General features: G+C 60.2%; 25 protein-coding genes and 1 pseudogene. 16 read left to right on the top strand and 10 right to left on the bottom strand.

The window, feature by feature from the left end; genetic code table 11:
- Nucleotides 1-84 precede the first annotated feature (84 nt).
- On the top strand, nucleotides 85-810 hold the full coding sequence (locus tag ACIPSK_RS18630; RefSeq protein ID WP_162118252.1) for a Crp/Fnr family transcriptional regulator: 726 nt from the start codon (nucleotides 85-87) through the stop codon (nucleotides 808-810).
- 1 nt (nucleotide 811) lies between these two features.
- Here the strand turns inward: ACIPSK_RS18630 and ACIPSK_RS18635 are convergent, their stop codons facing one another.
- Entirely contained in the window at nucleotides 812-1051 is a 240-nt protein-coding gene (locus tag ACIPSK_RS18635; RefSeq protein WP_162118286.1) for a DUF6894 family protein, read from the bottom strand.
- A 221-nt stretch (nucleotides 1052-1272) separates the two neighbouring features.
- Between ACIPSK_RS18635 and ACIPSK_RS18640 the strand changes: the two genes are divergently transcribed.
- From ACIPSK_RS18640 to ACIPSK_RS18650, 3 genes are all read left to right on the top strand, one after another.
- Nucleotides 1273-1521 (top strand): hypothetical protein, encoded by a 249-nt coding sequence (locus ACIPSK_RS18640; protein ID WP_162118251.1) that lies wholly within the window; start codon nucleotides 1273-1275, stop codon nucleotides 1519-1521.
- A gap of 161 nt (nucleotides 1522-1682) precedes the next feature.
- Nucleotides 1683-1919, top strand: a complete 237-nt coding sequence (locus tag ACIPSK_RS18645) for a hypothetical protein (protein ID WP_162118250.1) — start codon at nucleotides 1683-1685, stop codon at nucleotides 1917-1919.
- A 240-nt stretch (nucleotides 1920-2159) separates the two neighbouring features.
- Nucleotides 2160-2531 carry a COG4315 family predicted lipoprotein gene (locus ACIPSK_RS18650; protein WP_162118249.1) on the top strand — a complete coding sequence of 124 codons (372 nt, stop codon included), beginning with the start codon at nucleotides 2160-2162 and terminating at the stop codon, nucleotides 2529-2531.
- 1187 nt (nucleotides 2532-3718) lie between these two features.
- On the opposite strand, the gene ACIPSK_RS18655 is transcribed toward ACIPSK_RS18650, so the two are convergent.
- Both ACIPSK_RS18655 and ACIPSK_RS18660 read right to left on the bottom strand, forming a co-directional pair.
- Entirely contained in the window at nucleotides 3719-4738 is a 1020-nt protein-coding gene (locus ACIPSK_RS18655) for a helix-turn-helix transcriptional regulator (RefSeq protein ID WP_162118248.1), read from the bottom strand.
- Nucleotides 4739-4747: 9 nt separating this feature from the next.
- Nucleotides 4748-4936, bottom strand: coding sequence for a hypothetical protein (locus tag ACIPSK_RS18660; RefSeq protein WP_162118247.1), 189 nt, complete (start codon nucleotides 4934-4936; stop codon nucleotides 4748-4750).
- A 181-nt stretch (nucleotides 4937-5117) separates the two neighbouring features.
- Here ACIPSK_RS18660 and ACIPSK_RS18665 point away from each other — a divergent pair, with 181 nt between their 5' ends.
- Nucleotides 5118-5357: a DUF982 domain-containing protein gene (locus ACIPSK_RS18665; RefSeq protein ID WP_131643076.1), complete on the top strand. Its 240-nt coding sequence runs from the start codon at nucleotides 5118-5120 to the stop codon at nucleotides 5355-5357.
- A gap of 25 nt (nucleotides 5358-5382) precedes the next feature.
- Here the strand turns inward: ACIPSK_RS18665 and ACIPSK_RS18670 are convergent, their stop codons facing one another.
- From ACIPSK_RS18670 to ACIPSK_RS18690, 5 genes are all read right to left on the bottom strand, one after another.
- The gene (locus tag ACIPSK_RS18670; protein ID WP_162118246.1) at nucleotides 5383-5607 is read right to left on the bottom strand and encodes a hypothetical protein; all 225 of its coding nucleotides are present in this window, start codon (nucleotides 5605-5607) and stop codon (nucleotides 5383-5385) included.
- Nucleotides 5592-5840: a hypothetical protein gene (locus ACIPSK_RS18675; protein ID WP_162118245.1), complete on the bottom strand. Its 249-nt coding sequence runs from the start codon at nucleotides 5838-5840 to the stop codon at nucleotides 5592-5594. Before ACIPSK_RS18675 ends, ACIPSK_RS18670 begins: the two co-directional genes overlap by 16 nt.
- An 11-nt stretch (nucleotides 5841-5851) precedes the next feature.
- Complete coding sequence (locus tag ACIPSK_RS18680) at nucleotides 5852-6106, bottom strand: hypothetical protein (RefSeq protein ID WP_162118285.1); 255 nt, start codon at nucleotides 6104-6106, stop codon at nucleotides 5852-5854.
- A gap of 710 nt (nucleotides 6107-6816) precedes the next feature.
- Nucleotides 6817-7284: a hypothetical protein gene (locus tag ACIPSK_RS18685; protein ID WP_162118244.1), complete on the bottom strand. Its 468-nt coding sequence runs from the start codon at nucleotides 7282-7284 to the stop codon at nucleotides 6817-6819.
- A 116-nt stretch (nucleotides 7285-7400) separates the two neighbouring features.
- On the bottom strand, nucleotides 7401-8048 hold the full coding sequence (locus ACIPSK_RS18690) for a S24 family peptidase (RefSeq protein ID WP_162118243.1): 648 nt from the start codon (nucleotides 8046-8048) through the stop codon (nucleotides 7401-7403).
- A gap of 142 nt (nucleotides 8049-8190) precedes the next feature.
- On the opposite strand from ACIPSK_RS18690, the gene ACIPSK_RS18695 reads away from it, so the two are divergent.
- From ACIPSK_RS18695 to ACIPSK_RS18730, 8 genes and pseudogenes are all read left to right on the top strand, one after another.
- Nucleotides 8191-8382: a hypothetical protein gene (locus ACIPSK_RS18695; protein ID WP_162118242.1), complete on the top strand. Its 192-nt coding sequence runs from the start codon at nucleotides 8191-8193 to the stop codon at nucleotides 8380-8382.
- Entirely contained in the window at nucleotides 8379-8573 is a 195-nt protein-coding gene (locus ACIPSK_RS18700) for a hypothetical protein (RefSeq protein WP_162118241.1), read from the top strand. The genes ACIPSK_RS18695 and ACIPSK_RS18700 overlap by 4 nt, the downstream gene beginning before the upstream one ends.
- 251 nt (nucleotides 8574-8824) lie before the next feature.
- Nucleotides 8825-9102 (top strand): annotated as a pseudogene (locus ACIPSK_RS18705) (sigma-70 family RNA polymerase sigma factor).
- Between the two features lie 32 nt (nucleotides 9103-9134).
- Nucleotides 9135-9497, top strand: coding sequence for a hypothetical protein (locus ACIPSK_RS18710; RefSeq protein ID WP_162118240.1), 363 nt, complete (start codon nucleotides 9135-9137; stop codon nucleotides 9495-9497).
- Entirely contained in the window at nucleotides 9463-9861 is a 399-nt protein-coding gene (locus ACIPSK_RS18715; protein WP_162118284.1) for a hypothetical protein, read from the top strand. Before ACIPSK_RS18710 ends, ACIPSK_RS18715 begins: the two co-directional genes overlap by 35 nt.
- On the top strand, nucleotides 9858-10157 hold the full coding sequence (locus ACIPSK_RS18720; RefSeq protein WP_162118239.1) for a GcrA family cell cycle regulator: 300 nt from the start codon (nucleotides 9858-9860) through the stop codon (nucleotides 10155-10157). Before ACIPSK_RS18715 ends, ACIPSK_RS18720 begins: the two co-directional genes overlap by 4 nt.
- Complete coding sequence (locus ACIPSK_RS18725) at nucleotides 10154-10351, top strand: response regulator transcription factor (protein ID WP_162118238.1); 198 nt, start codon at nucleotides 10154-10156, stop codon at nucleotides 10349-10351. Before ACIPSK_RS18720 ends, ACIPSK_RS18725 begins: the two co-directional genes overlap by 4 nt.
- 13 nt (nucleotides 10352-10364) lie before the next feature.
- The gene (locus tag ACIPSK_RS18730; protein WP_162118237.1) at nucleotides 10365-10958 is read left to right on the top strand and encodes a hypothetical protein; all 594 of its coding nucleotides are present in this window, start codon (nucleotides 10365-10367) and stop codon (nucleotides 10956-10958) included.
- Between the two features lie 282 nt (nucleotides 10959-11240).
- Here ACIPSK_RS18730 and ACIPSK_RS18735 read toward each other — a convergent pair whose 3' ends face one another.
- Nucleotides 11241-11567, bottom strand: coding sequence for a hypothetical protein (locus tag ACIPSK_RS18735; RefSeq protein WP_446532955.1), 327 nt, complete (start codon nucleotides 11565-11567; stop codon nucleotides 11241-11243).
- Nucleotides 11568-11773: 206 nt separating this feature from the next.
- Between ACIPSK_RS18735 and ACIPSK_RS18740 the strand changes: the two genes are divergently transcribed.
- Nucleotides 11774-13348 (top strand): carboxylesterase family protein, encoded by a 1575-nt coding sequence (locus ACIPSK_RS18740; protein ID WP_162118236.1) that lies wholly within the window; start codon nucleotides 11774-11776, stop codon nucleotides 13346-13348.
- Between the two features lie 274 nt (nucleotides 13349-13622).
- The gene (locus tag ACIPSK_RS18745) at nucleotides 13623-15395 is read left to right on the top strand and encodes an adenylate/guanylate cyclase domain-containing protein (protein ID WP_162118235.1); all 1773 of its coding nucleotides are present in this window, start codon (nucleotides 13623-13625) and stop codon (nucleotides 15393-15395) included.
- A gap of 216 nt (nucleotides 15396-15611) precedes the next feature.
- On the opposite strand, the gene ACIPSK_RS18750 is transcribed toward ACIPSK_RS18745, so the two are convergent.
- Nucleotides 15612-16151: a TetR/AcrR family transcriptional regulator gene (locus ACIPSK_RS18750; protein ID WP_162118234.1), complete on the bottom strand. Its 540-nt coding sequence runs from the start codon at nucleotides 16149-16151 to the stop codon at nucleotides 15612-15614.
- 76 nt (nucleotides 16152-16227) lie between these two features.
- Between ACIPSK_RS18750 and ACIPSK_RS18755 the strand changes: the two genes are divergently transcribed.
- Nucleotides 16228-17124, top strand: coding sequence for a sterol desaturase family protein (locus tag ACIPSK_RS18755; RefSeq protein WP_162118233.1), 897 nt, complete (start codon nucleotides 16228-16230; stop codon nucleotides 17122-17124).
- Nucleotides 17125-17234 lie beyond the last annotated feature (110 nt).

The following is a 17234-nucleotide window of genomic DNA, read 5'->3' on the forward strand; positions in this document are numbered from 1 at the left end:
TGGCCAAACCAACGGCCGTCCCGTAGTTTTTCACCAACTCACAGGCGTTTGGTTTTGACATCCAAGCTCCCATGCGGAGCCGCTATGACTCACATTGACCAATCGACTGTCGAAAATACCCTGCTGAAAATGTTGAGCGCGGAACGCTTCGCACGCCTCTCGGAAGGGATGGAGCGCGTCGACCTGCCATTACGGCATGCTCTTGTCGATCACGACGTGCCGACTACGCATGTCTGCTTCTTGGAAAGAGGCCTGGCATCCATGGTTGTCAGCAGCATCGACGAAGAAGTGGTGGAAATTGGCCATATCGGGCGCGAAGGCGTATCCGGGATGCACGTCGTCCTGGCGGTAGAGACCACCCCCACGCGCACCTTCATGCAAGTCGCAGGGTCGGGAATTATAGTGCCGATGGAGACGTTTCAGCGCGCGCTCGCCGATGATCCCGAGATGAAGGATTTCTTCCTTCGCTATGTTCACACAACCGTGCTGCAGCTCGCCCATTCGGCGCTCGCGAACGCCCGCTACAATATGCATGAACGGCTGGCTCGGTGGATCCTGATGTGTCATGACCGCCTTGAAGGCAACAACCTGGCTATTACCCATGAATTTCTGGCGTTGATGCTCGGCGTCCGGCGTTCCGGCGTCACCAATGAACTACACGTCCTTGAGGGCGTCCACGCCATCCGATCGACCCGCGGAAACGTGCGAATATTGGATAGGGAAAAATTGATCGAAATTGCCGGTGGCTGCTATGGAGTGCCGGAGCGCGAATACGAAAAGGTGCTGGGTCTTCCGCTCCGCGCCAGGTAGATCAATCCATTCGCTTAACCGCTTCCGAAAAGGGCAACACGAGCAGGATATCGCCTGCTTCATTTCTGATCTCGATGCTTCTTGACGTAATGTCATATCCGAGCAGCACGGCACTGCTCATCAATGCGCGAGCATCACGCACCGCTTCCATGCGAGCAGCGTCCAGACCGGGAAGCTCGGTTCCTTCCCAGTCTTCGAGCGACCCGGCTTCCGACAGGATATTGAAGTAGAAGCGTGGCATTCGAAATCCTTCAAAGCCCGGCAGGATAAGTCGCTTATTTTGCCGTTCAGCAGGTTTCAAATCAACAGTATCGGGCATGCTTTCGTCATCGATGCCGATGCCCTTACGGCCACTGTGCGCAACCGCACTGATAGTTGGCAGCGAGGAGCCAATGGCTTAAATTTTTTAGCGCGAGCTTGAACTCAAGATTAACCCGGAGCGGCAAGGCGTAGGAGGATGATATGATCGATTTCAATCTCTCGCTCCGGACGAAAGACGTGAACGTGCTTACGGAGGCTATTCGGACCTGGTACCGGCATAATCATGTCACGCCGACGGAACGAGCAACGCAATTGCTCTGCAGCGCGGCTGCCGATCTTTATAGCCAAGGGCACAGGACGCCGGAGGAACTGGCTACGCTGCTGATCACCAGGTTTGACAGCCCCTATTCGGTGCAGGTCAACGCAGCGACGTCCACTGCTCATCACTAAAGCATGTCGCGCAAAAGTGTGCAGCGGTTTTGCGACAACGACATGCGTAAAAACAAAGACCTAAAGCGCGACAAGCGAATCTGAAAGATCGCGACGCGCTTTAGCGATCGGTTTCATCCCTTGGCGGACCGTAGGCGCTCTCGGATTTTGGAGGCATCGAAATGCTTCAGTCCCTCATTACATTGTCCGATCAAGACATCGAAGTCGTCATCACTGCGGTTCGGCAGTGGTGTACAAAGAACCACTGTGAGATCGATAGCAACGAAGGCCGCCACGCCCTGACCCTGGCCATCGATCTCGTCCAGAACTCCGCCCGGGATAGGCTCCTCCAGAACCTGACGGAGCGCCTTGGCCCCCGGTCCGGTCAGATGGACGCGGAAACCTTCGGCGCTGGCTGACCAGCAACGAGTGCCTCCATCTAGGGTCAGGACTCACTAATCAGAGCCAGAAGATGACGGCCGCAGCTGTGGGAAGACGTTGCCGCTAATAGCCGTCTTTGGCGCCTCGCGGACGTTATAACCATTGCTGGATCTGTCGTATTCGTCCCCCGTGGATGGAACTGCTTTCATAGTCGGGCGTTTTTGCCAGTTAGATCGGGTACTGCCGGCATTCCGCCGGTGCCGAATGGGAGAAAAATCATGAGAACGATATTGATTGCGATAGGCGCGTTAACTGCTTTAGCCGGATCCGCTTTTGCGGCCGAGCCTGCCAAGATGGTGGACACGAAAATGGGCAAGGTCCTGGCGACTGAAAAAGGCATGGTCCTTTACACCTTCGACAAAGATACAAACGGCAAATCCAACTGCGATAAGGATTGCCTGAAGAAGTGGCCGGCTTTCCACGCCGGAGCCAAGGCCAAGGCAGAAGGCGAATGGACTCTGGTCAAAGCTGCGGATGGCAAAGAGATGTGGGCCTACGAGGGCAAGCCGCTCTACACCTATGTCGAGGATAAGAAAGCCGGTGAAGCCAAGGGCGACGGCGTTGGGGGAGTTTGGCACGTGGCCAAATAGCTGAACCGGCGACCGTCTGAACTGGCGGTCGCCGGATCGCCTTGAACCGCAAGACCGAGAAGCCGCGGCCGATGGAAAATGCGGCGCTGCGCTGCGATCTCAGCCGCCGACTGTGATCTCACCACCCGCAACACGTTTGACAAATATCTTCAAACCGACATGCCTGAGTTTCTTCCAACTGCCGTCGGAAACCATAGACCGACTGGATCGGAGCGGCGATCTCGCACTTGCAATGACACGTTGATTGCAGCAGTTTCCGAAGGTACCTTTGGATTCATTGCGGGATCGCATGACCAGTTCGCTCACGAAATTCGCTTGTCTCGACTGCCAACGGGTTTTCAAACGCCGTGCCGATGCTACCCAAAAGACTTGTCCACGTTGTTCGGGCATAACTTACAGGACCGGATCAGATTTTCGGCCGCCGACCGCGACGGACAAAAAGGGTTGGGCTGTCGCGGCCTTCCTTATCAGGAGGGGTTTTCCTTATTACCGCCTTGGCCTGAAATACCCCACTTCCCTGAAGGAAGCTCAGCAGTTTGTCGAAAAAAATGCTGCCTTGGCCGTGGATATGACTAACAACAGGTCCGTCCCGCTGCACTGGCCGAGAGATCATCGCGCATAAGCCTCGTGGCCAACCCGCGTTCGGCATAGTGCCCATACCAGCCTCGGGTAACCCATCAACCGTGGGCGTCCTGTCAATGTGGGAGCAGAACGACGCTTATGGTTCAGATCGGCGCGGATGCAATGTAGCGACGACACCCAAGTCCAACACGGAATTCTGGACGAGCAAGTTCGAGAAGACCGTAGTAACCGATGTTCAGACGACAGAGATAATCCCGACACCTGTATCGAAGTTTTGAAGTTCGACTTGGCTTTCAGAGGCGCGAACGGACGTGTTTATCTCAACATGCGGGGGCAGCGACTCGAAAATAAGATAATTATTGGGAGGAGGTAAGCTTCTTCAAGTATATCCGAATAAATCAGTCCCGACTGCGATAAGTGCCTGAACAATGTCTTCTTGGGGCAAAGCTGCCGCCCGTCATGGTGGCAGTCTTTGAAACGGCATAAAGCCTCGCGGTCAAGGTGCGAGAGGGACAGCGCTTGCAGACCGTATCACCTGATCGGCGCATCATGGCCGAGATTGAAAGGTTGGGTTGGCCCGGATGCGGCAGGGTCGGCGCTCGAGCCTATTGGCTCGGAGCCCCGGCGCTCAACAGCGCTCGCACCAATGCCGCCTGGTTGCGGACGCCGGTTTTGTCGAAGATGCGCTGTAGCTGGGTGCGCAACGTGTTGACACTGACCCCGAGCAGATCGGCGGCGGCGGTGAGGTCATGGCCATCGACGATCAGGCGCGCAAGCCGGGTTTGCGCCGGCGAGAGGCCGAAAACCTCCCGCGCACTCGCGATCCGGCGCACCAGCGTCTCGGCGTCGTCGAAGGAGATGAGCGTCTTGCTGTCCTCGAGCAGGACCCAGCAGTGGAGCGGAATCCCCGCCGCGTCCTCGCCGAGCGCCACCGACCAGGCCTGCTTCGGCGCGATGTTCAGCGGTCTCTGGCTCTGCAGTTCGCGAAATGCCAGGCGTACCGCCTCGCGCAGCGCAGGGTCGCGTTCGCGCCGCCGGGCACGCAGGCGGCCGGCGGCGGCGGCGAGCCCGGGATGGCCAGGCATCCGCTCCCGCGCCAGCCGGTTCGTCCAGAGAATCCTTGCATCCGCGTCGACCTCGATCAGCGGGCAGTTCGCCTCCTCGACGCTGCTCTCCATCATCACCATGCAGCCGATCTTCCAGGCGCCGTCGATCCGGTGGAGGATCCGGAGCTGGCGCTTACGATCTTCGCCGGTGTCGCTGCCGATCTGATCGAAGGTCATCCAAGCCATGTTGCCGTCGACGACGAGGTTGACCTTTTCCCAGCGGACGCGCTCCGAAAAGGCGTGTTTCTCCGGGAATCGCTCGACGATTTTCCTGATCCGCGCGGCGATCGGATCCCAGCCTTCGTCCACCCGGACGCCGAGCGAGGCGAAATATTCCATCCGCCGGGTCTGCGGCGACTGCACCCAGTGGCTCGCCAGCGCCTCGAAGTCCCGCTGCAGCCAGGCCTCGGTTTCGGCGCGGATCACGGCCGTGATCGCCGCCCGGTCAGCCTCGCTGTCGTCCATCGCGCGGTCCCCCACAACGGATCGCAGCATAGCATGATCGCTCTGTCGGAGCATGACGGCACCTCATGTGTGGATGACGCCAGCCAGAAGCAGCGTCAGGCCGGCGGTCGCGGCAGTCAGCCCGAGGAGCCGAAGCCTCAGGCGCGGCACGGTGATCTGATTTCGGTAGTATCGGTCCTCGGCCGCGGCACCCATCGGCGTCGGGCGGCGGCGGTTTGGCATATGCGCGGCGACGAGACTCTGAAGGTCCATTGTGTTGCCTCCCGGTTCGGGCTTCATCTGCCGCATTCTCGCACGCATCCGAGCCGGGCTCTGTCATGCGGGCGGAGGACATAGGGCTCGGCGCGCGGCTGGCGAACGAAGAATCATCTCAACTGGAACGAGTCCCGAAGTGATTCGTTGAGTCGCGTGTCCAGCGTGAGGGGGCTGCATCATGAGCAAGCGACGAAGCTTCAAACCGGTGAAAATCACCATCAATGGCAAGACCAGAACGGTCTACAATGTCGTTCAGGCCGGCAACACTTTGCTGAACGATTGGCCCGAGCAGACGCCGGCGGCCAAGGTGGCCGAACGGCTTGTACTTGATGTGTTCAATGATGCCGCCGAGCCCGAGCAGGTGCGGCGGGCATTCATCACCGCGGCGAAGGCCAGCGACATCAAGTTCAGCTCCTGATCGGCGTGTCTGGCAAAGTCCTGGCTCACTTCCATGATACCTGCTCCTGGTTTCGCAGATCCCGGGTTTTGAACTGCGTCTCCATCCAGCCGGCCGTAACGATCGCCGCGAGGAAGCCGAAGGCGAGGCAGGCGATGGCCTGGGTTCGCCACGAGACGAAGGTGAGCGGCGCCGGGGTGGTGGGCTTTTCAGCGCATTTGCCGGACGGGCAGGCGCAGCCGGAAAAGGCCTTGATCAGGCAATTGCGCATGCTGCGCCGCCTTTCACCGTGTCGATGGCGGAGAGGATCTTCTGGTGAAGCGGGCATCCGTGATCGGCGCTGCCATCGAAAAAGCGTTCGGCCTCCACCAGCGCCGCCAGCAGATCGGGTGCCCCGGCGGCGACGCGGGCCTTGGCGCAGGTCCTTTCGGTTGCAACGGCCCGTTGGGCGGCAGGAAGGGAAGGGCGCTCGGTGGAACCAGGTGTAAGCTTGGCGGCAGGCATCTTCGTTCCCCTCAGGCGTAGAATTGATCGTTGTTGGCGATGCCCATGATCTCACGGGCGTAGCGGTAGTGCTCCTCGACGGAAGCCGCCGCACCGCGCAGCCAGGACGGGCCGCGGATTAAATGTTCGGGACGGCGCAGGAACGCAAAGCCAAGCGCGCCCATGCGCTGGGCCTCGATCGCCATATAGGCGCGGCAGTCGCCGATCGTCTGCGCGCCATTCCAGCGGGCATCCCGCCTGCTTTCCTCGGTCTCGATCTTGCGAATGTGCTGCTCGCCTGTCCTCTCGCGCCTCTGATCGGCTTATTAGCGAAAGGTATATATAATACCCTATCGCGTCAACCATGAAAGGTATAAAAAATACCTCAGCGGTTGACGGGGTACGAATCATAGGTCTATGTCTGGGGCCAGTGATTGGGCGACCGGGTGCAACTCCCGAGCTGACGAAGCCCAGCGGCGCGGGAAGCGAAAGTCCTTAAGTGCGCTGTCAGAAAATCAGGACGAGGGCGAAGCGAATGGCCCCTCTGGCACGTGTCCCATCCCGGCTCCGGCCTTCAGGACTTGGCCAATGCTCCCCCGGCTTCATGGGCTTTGCTCATGGGGTAGGGGGAAGCTTTGGCCGGAACCCTCCCTCACCAGCCTTCAGGAACCTTCTCCTCCCAAGCCTAAGAGATAGGGTAGAGAACTGAAGTTGAAGTATGAAGCTACGAGAAAAAAGAGGCCGGCCATGCGCATGAAATCGAAATCACCGACGAGGTGATCGAGGCGGGCCTGGATGCCATCCGGCAAGGTTCAGAGCGAAATCCTAAAGACCATAGATCTCCCGCGCGGCGCTGAACGCCAGGAGAAACACTGCAAAGGTCACGATATAGAACCAGATTCTGCCGGTGCGCGATGTCGGTTTTAGCATCTTTTACCCTTCGTACGACGTTTGAATCATTGAGATATTCTTTAACGGACGACCTGACGTCGCGACGTTATTGGCAATCGCTTGCCCTCAGATCGAAACTCGACTGCCCATCCTTGAAGGCGTAGTTGTAGACGGCGAGTTCGGCCTCGCCCGAATCAAGCTTCGGCTTCCAGAAAGAGCACACGGACGGGGCAATGCCTGATTTCATAACGGCCCCATCCGTTAAAGGGAGGGAATCGCTCAGACGGTAAAAATATCGGACCGTCTTCCCCTCGACAGAGATGCGCTCAAGAGTGGTAATGGCGTCAATCTTCTGCGGCAGGTTAGCGTTCGCCTCGTCATTCTGGATTCTGGGAATGACGATCAGTTTGGTGACTTGGCTTGAACTGGCAAGAAACAGAACAACAATGATCGTTCTAGCGTTCGGAAATCGCTTGGCCGCCAGATGGCCGATAGCTGCGCCGATCGCCCCGAATATCCCCCCAACCAGGCCGTAAACAACTGGCGCCGGCCATGTTCCCATAAAAGCAAGCATTTCCCCTCCAATGTTATCTTCTGCTGATCTGCCCGGCAGCTTGGTGATGTGCGCACACGGGTGCCGGTAGTACACCCAAAAACGGTGAGATCCTCGAGCGCGCCTGGCATGGAACCTCACATCTCGATGATCGATCGGCGGACGCGGCCGACGATGGTGACGGCGCCCTGGAATTCCGGCGGCGGCACGTCTTCGTAGGAAGCCGGCTGAAACGGCGGCTCGTCGTTCGGGCGATAGCGCTTGTAGGTTGCAGCCCCCGTTTCGTCGGCGACGACATAGAGCGCGTTCGGCGCCAGGCGCTTGTCGCGCAGATTGACGAAGATGATCGAGCCGGGCGGCGAGATCTTGTTCATCGAATTGCCTTCGACCTCGAGCGCGATCCATTCGCCATCGGGCAGATCGAGGGCGGCGACCGTCGGGAATTCCGAAAAATCGGTGATTGGCGCCTGCTCGCTCAGTTGCCCGGCGCTGACCCAGGAGATTTTTGGCACGTCGGCGACGGAGGCGGGCAGTTCATCCGGATCGAGCGCGTTGCCGGCGCCGAACTGCAGCCAGTTGAGATTGACCTTGAAAGCGCGGGCATATTTCTTCGCATCGGCAATGCCGAAGCCGTTGCGGCCGGATTCATGCGCCTTGTAGACATTGGCATTCCAGCCGAACCGATCGACGATCGCCTTCGGCCCGGCAAAGCCCGCATTCTTTCGGGCCATGACGAGGCGCTTTGCGCGTTCTTCGCGCTCAAATTGTTCCTGATCTTTCAACATGATATAAAAAATACCCTAAAATAAGGTACATGTCATGCCCTAATATGCTTGACATGTAGGGTATTAAATGTACCCTAATCGCCATGACAAACAGCGACATCATCAACGACGGGCCACGTTCTGCGGCTGGGGAGACGGCACCATGAGGTTCACCATTTCCTCGGAAGAGCGGCTCGCCATGGACGTCATGCCGACCGGCGTCATCATTCATCGGCCGCAAGGCCCAAGGGGAGGGCGGATGTCGGTGATATCAGTTCGCAACGAGGATATTCCCTTCCTCGCCAGGGCCCTGCAGCAGGTGCTGAACGCCAACCGGAAGGTGGAATCGATATGACCGTCTCCACCGCAACACCCGCCCGCTACACCGGCTGCCCCATGTGCAGCAAGGCGCTGTCGATCGCCGAAGTGATCGAGCGCCACTGCGAAAATTGCGGCCGGCCGACCAGCCCGGAAGACATGCGGGAAACGATGATCCCGCCCGGCGCTCTATCGATCCCCAACCCCGATAGCCCAGCCCCTCCCTGAAGGCTATCGGCCGCTGGCGTCGTTGCCCTCCCTCGGCGACGCCAGCATCTCGGACGCGACTCTGTCGCGCCGAGCGGGCGCGGCGATGCCGCGTCCGACCCAGGCGGCGGCCTGGCAGACGACCGGAGCCTTTGCTCGCGCAAGAGCCGGCTCCGGTCGTCACCGATGAATTTGAAATCAAGCACGTGGCGAGTTGCCCGCTCCGGCGGGAACGGCGAGCCGCGTTCGAAATCGGAAAGAAGGATCAAGCGATGAGCTTCCAGGCCGAGGCCGCGCCGGCGCATCAAAGCACTGACATGAACGTGCTCGACCTCTTCCGCACCGGCCGGGACTACATCGAAATATCAGCCATCCTCGGGGTGTCGGTGCCGTCGGTGGAAACCGAGATCCACCGGCTCCGAAGCGCCGAGAAGGGCGACACCGCCAGCAGGACCAAGCCGGCTCAGAGATCCGGCGGTTTGCCCGCCGCACCGCCAGGCCCGGCGCCCCGGTCAATTTTGCCGGCGGGCGGCTGAGGCTGCGGATTTGAAGAGGCCGTCTCAAGCGGGAAAGGCACATCGCATGGCTAAGGACACGGTGAGTGAGATCATGGAAATCCTCCGCCCGGTGCTGGGGGAGGAACTGGCGGCAGCGATCATCGAGCATCGCAAGCGCACGTTGAAGAAGCCGCTGACGGTCTATGCCGCGCGGATGCAGGCCAGGGAATATCTGATGACCGGCGATCCGGTCGGCGCCGCCGAGATGCAGATCTTCCGCGGCTGGCAGGCGATCAAATGCGACTGGTACCTCAAGGAGAAGGCGAGGGAGGCCGGGTCGGTCAACATCAGCACGAGAAGGACAGCAGTGGATGCCGCACGAGATTTCCCCTCTGGTGAAGATCATTTCGGGGATGCTTTCTGGCTTCCCGGCATCCGCAGGCACTGATCCCGACATGCAGATCCGCGCCTATCTCGTCGCCGTCGAGGGCCTGCCGGCAGAGGCGGTCTGGCGGGCCGCCAAACGCTTCATCTGCGGAAAGGTCAGGGATCATAACCGCGCCTTCGCCCCGAGCTCGGCGAGCTTTGCCGAAGAGTGCCGCCATCAGCAGGCGGCGATCGAGGCCGAGCGCCGGCCGCGCCTCGAAGCGGACCCCGAGGTGCCGCGGCCGAAAGTGCCGGCCTACAAGATGCAGCTGCTGCGCGATGCGGCCAATGGCAGCCGCAACGCCAAGCGGGAGCTCGCCCGCATGTTTCCCGACAACCCGATCATCGCCCGCGCCGCACGAGATGCACAGGAGGCCACCAAGTGACCATCACCTTTTGGACGGAAGACAAGATCGTCAAGGCGGAAAAGCTCTGGAAGGAAGGGCTGTCGGCGAGAGAAATCGCCAACCTGTTCGGCTCGAAGAAGAACACCGTCATCAACATGGCGCATCGAAACCGCGACAGGTTTCCCTCCAGGCAGGACACCTGGCATCCGCAGCCGAAGGCGGGCCCGCCCGTCCAGCCGATCCGCCACCCCGACCGCGTCACGCGGGTGACCCTGTCGGGCGCCCATGTGACGATGCCGCGCGTGCCGTCCATCGATGGGCCTGCGGAGCCATGAGCCACGTCACCCCACGCGAAACCGAAGTGATCCGCTGGATGGCGGCGGGCAAGACGGCCGCCGAGATCGGCACCATTCTCGGCATCTCGCCGATCACCGTGAACACCCACATCGCCAACGCCAAGATGAAGCTCGGCGTCTTCAAGGAAACGGCGCTGGTCGCCGCGGCACTCAGAAACGGCATCATTCGATAGAAGGACGATCAGCATGGGCGGCAAAGCCACCAAGGTGAAGACAGGACGGGTTAACAAGGGCGCCGGCCGGCCGCGCAAGGAAAATGTCGAGCGTTTTCCCGGCGGCAAGATCAAGCCCTTCGAAACCGAGAAGGACAATATCAGCGTGGCGATCTCAGCCCGCCGCCGCATCCACGGCTTCGGCCGGACGGTTGATGACGAGACGGTCAGGAGCCCCTTTGCCGGCTACACCCTCGGCCGCATGTTCCTCGACGGGCTGATCACCGCCGAACAGCGCCAAGCCGGCGACGACTATGCCGAGGCGATCGCCCGCTACCACAAGACGACAGGCATCCCGGCCCCGAGCCCGAGGGCGCAATCGCTGTTCTCCGTCAAAGGCCACGAAGGCGAGCAGACCGAAACCTTCGCCGACCGCGCCCGCAAAGCCAGCAACCGCATGATGGCGCTGCAGGGCATCCTGCTCCGCTGCCCGGACGGGCCGCAGGTGCGCAGCATGGTCTATAACGTCACGGTGATGGACTACGCCCATCTGCGCCAGATGCCGCCGCAGCAGCTCTTGTGGCTGCGGAGGGGGTTGACGGCTTTGCGGGGGGCGAGGGGTGGTTGACGAGGTGAAGGGTGTGAATGCCTTCTCACGGCGCGCCACGCCGAGGGTTGCCCCTCACCCTAACCCTCTCCCCGTTCTGACGGGGAGAGGGGACGTGCCATACGAGACGCCAGAGAGGGACGGAGAGGTTGCGGCATATCCCCTTCGCCCCGTTTACGGGGAGAAGGTGGCGGCAGCCGGATGAGGGGCAGGCGACGATCTCTGTGCAGGATCGCCGCATGAGATGACATCCCCCTGCTCGTATCCAAAACGCCGCGGGTCCATGTCCGGTTGACGCCGGAGCTACTCGGCCCACCGCCGTTCAAAGAACTTCGTCTTGACGCCCAGATAAATGAGCGCGAGCAACAGGCCGATGCCGACATAGGAGTTGGTGTAGAATGTTGCGAGAAAGGTCAGGGCGATGCCGCTGCCGACGATGAGCCCGAAGCGGATCGAGTATGGTTTACCTTTTCCTGCCCAGCCGAAAACAACGGACATGACCAGCCACACCAGGAAAATGAAGGTGATCGGCCCCCATTCGGATAACCAGAACGGTCGGAGCAGCACGCCCGACATGGACAATGCCAACCCCGACACCAACAGCAAGGCTTTCGTCATCCACGTCTTCATGATCCACCCGCCGAAAAAATAATAGGCGTGGCTTCAAAAGCTTTATAAGCGGTTAATGGAGTGCCTTCCGTCGTCTGCTCTATGGAGCGCTACGGCAGCTATCCACCGATGGCGGACTCTTATCGACGTCGGACGGACCCTTTTCGTTGCCGCTCCATCAGAGTATTTTGCTCCCAAACTGTCTCAACTTGGCGCTGGAGAGTGCAGTGTTTGCGGACGGCGGGCGCACGTTTCTGCTCTTTTTGGCCGTCGCATCGTGTCAGCTGACCTTCGCGCCACGATTGGGTGCGGCAGAGGACACCGTGACGATCGACAGCGGAATGCTGAAGGGTGAGAGGTCGGGCACGGTCGTCAGCTTCAAAGGCATACCCTATGCCGCGCCGCCGGTGGGTGACCTGAGATGGCGCAATCCGAGACCAGTGGAGACATGGAGCGGTATCAAGGATGCCCGCGATTTCGGCCCGTCCTGCATGCAGACCGACGACCTACCGAAGTCGGAGGATTGTTTGACCCTCAATGTCTGGACACCCGCCAAGCGTTCCAGGACACCCCTGCCGGTGATGGTTTGGATTTACGGCGGCGCTCTTGCCCATGGAAACACCCCTCAATATCCCGGTGGTCAGCTAGCCGCCCAGAGAGTTGTGTTCGTCAGCATGAACTACCGCATGGGGCGATTGGGTTATTTTGCCCATCCGGCGCTGATGAAGGAATCCCCTGACGAGCCCGTCGGCAACTATGGTTACATGGACCAGCTTGCAGCCTTGAAATGGGTCCAGAAAAATATCGAAGCCTTCGGCGGCGATCCGAAGAAAGTGACGATATTCGGAGAGTCGGCCGGTGGCGGCTCGGTGATGGCGCATATGATATCGCCGTTGTCACGGGGGCTTTTCCGCGGCGCCATCCTACAGTCACCGGGTCTGCCGACCGCGCGTGCTGAGGTCACGCCTTTGTCAACATTGAAAGAAGCAGAGAAAACTGCGTTGGACTATGCGGCTTCCCTCGGAATCAATGGAAGCGATGCCGAGGCTCTCACGGCCCTTCGGGCGCTGCCAGCGGAAAAGCTGACCGAAGGTGCATCGGCACAAGAGGTGCTGGCGGGGATGTCGACAGGCAAGCCCGTCATCGGCATCTCAGGCGCGATGATTGACGGACGCTTTTTGCTCGAAACGCCGGAAGCGGCTTTTGCGGCCGGCCGTCAAGCGCAGGTTCCGGTCATCGTTGGGGCAAATGATCGGGATATCGGTATCGGTCAGGCCGCGACGAAAGACGATCTCTTCGCGCTCTTCGGGAAGCATGCCAGCGAAGCCCGCAGCCTCTACGATCCCACCGGCCAACAAACCCTCGATGAGTTGAAGCAGCAGGTTCTGGCCGACAAAACGCTTGTCGAACCATCCCGGCACCTCGCTGACGAGATGATCCGCGCTGGTCAACCGACGTGGTGGTATCGTTTCTCCTATGTCGCCGAGGCTCTGCGTAACGATCCGGCATGGAAAGGCACTCCGCACGGCTTCGAAATTCCGTTTACGCTCGACATTCCAGACGCACTGGTGAAAGACAAGGTGACGCCTGCCGACTGGGCGATGGCCACATTGGCGAGTGCTTACTGGGTCGAATTTGCAACGAGCGGTGACCCCAATGGAGGCTCACGGCCAAAATGGCCTCACCACGACCCCTTCGTCCACAGGGTCATCGACTTCACCAATCACGGCGTGACGTTCGGAGCCGATCCGCTGAAGCCACGGCTCGACCTCTGGGAAAGGTACTGGGAGGAACAGAAGTGACGGGGTGGTGCGTCGGCGAAGCCCGATGTCAGGGTTCCCAAAGAGACGGGTGGCGGACGTTCAGAGGTGCGGAGATCGTCGTGACCCGACCCGGAACGACCGCGTTGGGCGGCCGGCAGCATGACGGAGCCGTCATTGCGTGAGGCTGCACCACCGGCCGCGTCCACATCCGTCATGGCCAACGCGATCTCAACCAGGATCGCCCTGGGCCGCGGCTGAAATTTGTTTCTTGCCCTCTGTCTCCCTGCTATCATGGACGTCGGGAGACAGCGCCATGAGCGAGAACCGAAAGCTGGCTGCGATCCTGGCCGCGGACGTGGTCGGGTACAGCCGCCTTGCCGGCGCCGACGAGGACCTCACCCTGGCGAGGTTGCGCACGCTGCGCAGCGATCTCATCGATCCGACGATCGCCGTGCACCATGGCCGGGTGGTGAAGCGCACCGGCGATGGTGCGCTGGTCGAGTTCCGCAGCGTCGTGGACGCCGTGCGCTGCGCCATCGAGGTGCAGAACGGCATGGTGGAGCGCAATCACGGCGTCCCGCAGGACCGTCGCATCGAGTTCCGGATCGGTATCCATTTGGGCGATGTCGTCGAGGAAAGCGACGGCGATCTGATGGGCGACGGCGTCAACATCGCTTCGCGATTGGAGGGCGTCGCCGCGGCGGGCGCCATCTGCCTGTCCGAGGATGCCTATCGCCAGGTCAAGGCGAGGCTCGACCTCTCGGTCAACGATCTCGGCAGCACGCAGCTCAAGAACATTGCCGAGCCGATCCGGGTCTATTCGCTGCAAGTCGGCAGCGCAGCGACCAAGTTAGCCGCGGCCTCGGAAACCGCAACGAGCCAACCGGCGACGGCAGCGCCACCGAAGCTGTCGATCGCCGTCCTGCCCTTCGCCAACATGAGCGGTGACGCCGAACAGGACTACTTCGCCGACGGCATCTCGGAAGACATCATCACGGCGCTGTCGAAGCTGTCGCAGCTCTTCGTCATCGCTCGCAATTCGTCGTTTACTTTCAAGGGCAAGAACGTCCATGTGCAGGAGGTGGGCACGAAGCTCGGCGTGCGGCATATCCTTGAGGGCAGCGTACGCAAATCCGGAAACAGGGTACGCATCACCGCGCAGCTCATCGACGCGACCACCGGCGGGCATCTATGGGCGGAGCGGTTCGATCGCGACCTCACCGACATATTCGCGGTTCAGGACGATGTCACCCAGCAGATCGTCGGCGCGCTTGCGGTCAACCTGACCGAGGGCGATCGGCAAAGACTTGCGCCGGGTCAGACCCGGCATCCCGAGGCGTATGACTGCTTCCTGCGTGGCCGGGAGCTGTGGCACCGGCTGACGAGGCAAACCAACAGCGACGCCCGCGATCTTGTGCAACGTGCCATCGAACTGGACCCGAACTTCGCCTCGGCGCACGCCTTCCTCGCCCTGACCCACGGGCTCGACTACCTGAACCGGTGGAGCGCGTCGCCGCAGCGCTCGCTCGAGCAAGCCGAAGCGGCGGCGACGCTGGCGGTAGCGCGGGATGATAGCGATCCCGTGGCGCACTGGGCGCTCGGTATGGTCAAGCTTTACTCGCGACAGCACGATGCAGCCATCAGCGAGGCCGAGCGTGCGATCGTCCTCAATCCGAACTTCGCCGAAGGGCAGGTCAGCCTCGGCGAGACACTCATCTATTCGGGCAGGCCTGAGGAGGCACTCGCCTATTTCGATCGGGCGAGGGTCCTGAACCCGTATTTTCCGGATATCGTCCTTCACTTTCAGGCCTTGGCCTTGTTTCAACTGCGAAGGTACCAAGAGGCCGTCGAACTGTTGCTGCAGCGCGTCAGCCGCAACCCCGTCACCGATGTCTCGCGCGCGCTTCTGGCCGCCTGTTACGGGCACCTCGGCCGTTTCGAAGAGGCTCGCGCGACGTGGCAAGAGGTGATGCGCGTCAATCCCGACTACTCCCTGGAATACCGTCGCAAAGTCTTGCCCTTCAAGAACCCCGCCGATTTCGAGCTCGTCGTCGAGGGGCTACGCAAGGCCGGTGTCGTACAATGACGGTGATGAATGTCCGATCTCGAACCTGTTGCCGCCATGTGCACAGAGGATGAGCAATAGCAGCGCCGGCGCAACGACGACCTCCAGCGTGATCGCTGGCAAGATCTGCTTTCAGGAAGAAGCTGCGGTGTCGTGCAGGACTGCGCTTCGCTCAAGGCCGCAAGACGCGGCCAATCAGAGGTGTGTTGCCATAGTCACCGCATCACTTTCATCCGGTCATACGAGCAAGCGCATTGCCAGATTTTGGACCGTCTCGCGCACGTCGCCGCCCTTTGCTTCCGCCAGATAGGACATCGATCCGCCGATGATATAGGCAGCTTTTGCCGAGGCATCCTGCACTCCGCGGAGGGACAGCTCCAGTTCGAGCCGCACCTTAAGCGCCGTCCGAAACCGGGGCAGCAAAGCATCGCCACGCTTGCCCGCCATTGCGCCGGCGAAAAAATCCGGTGCTGCGCTCACGTGCGAAACCAGCCAGTTCAGCGTCGCCAACGGTTCGCTTGGCCGCGTTGAAGGCTTTATGTCACCCAACATATCGGAAAAGATTTCGTCCAGTAGGTCAGCTTTGGTGTCGAAATGCTCGTAAAAGGAGGAGCGCGCAACGCCCGCTCGACGGCAGATGGCGCTTGCAGTGATTTCGGACCAATCACCCTGCTGTAACAACTGCATCAGGGCCTCCTTCAATGTGGCTCGCGTGCGCGCGGCGCGCGGATCATCGGACATATTGGTCTCCACCTGTCCGTGATGATCACGGCTCATCTGGTTCTGCCGCTCAAATTTGTTACCTCTCTCGAACTTATCAGACACCTGTCTGAAAACTCAAGGAGGGCCGAACATGGCTATCGAGAATAAAATTCGGCGGGTCATCCGCTGGGGACTGTACCCGGTTTCGTGGATCTGGGTGGTCTACGCGCTGAACCGATTCCTGGCGATGGGTGTGGACGAGCGCCCCGCCTGGATATTGATCACCCTGCCACTCTTGTTGACCTATCTGGTTATCGAGTTGACGTTGCCGATGCAGAAACGCTGGTCGATGACCTGGCGAACACTGTTGCCGGACCTTGCCTATATCGTATCGTCCGGGACGACCGTGGCATTGGTCTCCGCGGGACTTGCGATGCTGACGATCACCATTTCCAGCAAAACCGGTGGCCCAGCACGTGATTGGCCGATCTGGATTCAATTGCCAGTCCTGTTCCTCGTCTTCGAGTTCATGAATTACCACCTCCATCGAGGCATGCATGAACTGCGGGGGCCACTGGGAAGGTTGCTCTGGCGAATCCACGCTGCGCATCACTTGCCGGAACGGCTTTATCTGCTGATGCACGCTGTTTCGCATCCGTTCAACGCAGTGCTCGTTCAGGCGTTTGCGATCATTCTGCCGATCTGGCTCATGGGATATTCGCCCGACACGGTTCTGATCTTTCTCGTGATCAATGCCTTTCATGGCATCGTCAGCCATTTCAACGTTGATCTGCGCCTGGGATGGGCCAATTACATCTTCGTTGGTCCGGAAGTGCATCGTTACCACCATTCTGCGGACGTGAATGAGGCCAAGAATTACGGCGCAACCCTGACACTTTGGGACCAGATCTTTGGCACCTTCGTTTTCCATCCGGGCCTTGCACCACAGGACCTGGGCGTCTCTCCGGACGCAAACCTGCCCCCCTATCAGCAGATTCCGTCAGTCCTGGTCTTACCCTTCCGACGCTCTGGTCAGGAAAAGCCTTGAGCAGGCGGACCATGTTTTCGATAAGTGAGATCTCGGTGCTGATCGTAGGCCGTCTGTTCCAAATCTCGTTTGGCGGTTAACTCTTGACGTTTTTAGGACGATTGTCCTAA

The sequence above is a fragment of the Rhizobium sp. LARHSG275 genome (genome assembly GCF_052871115.1).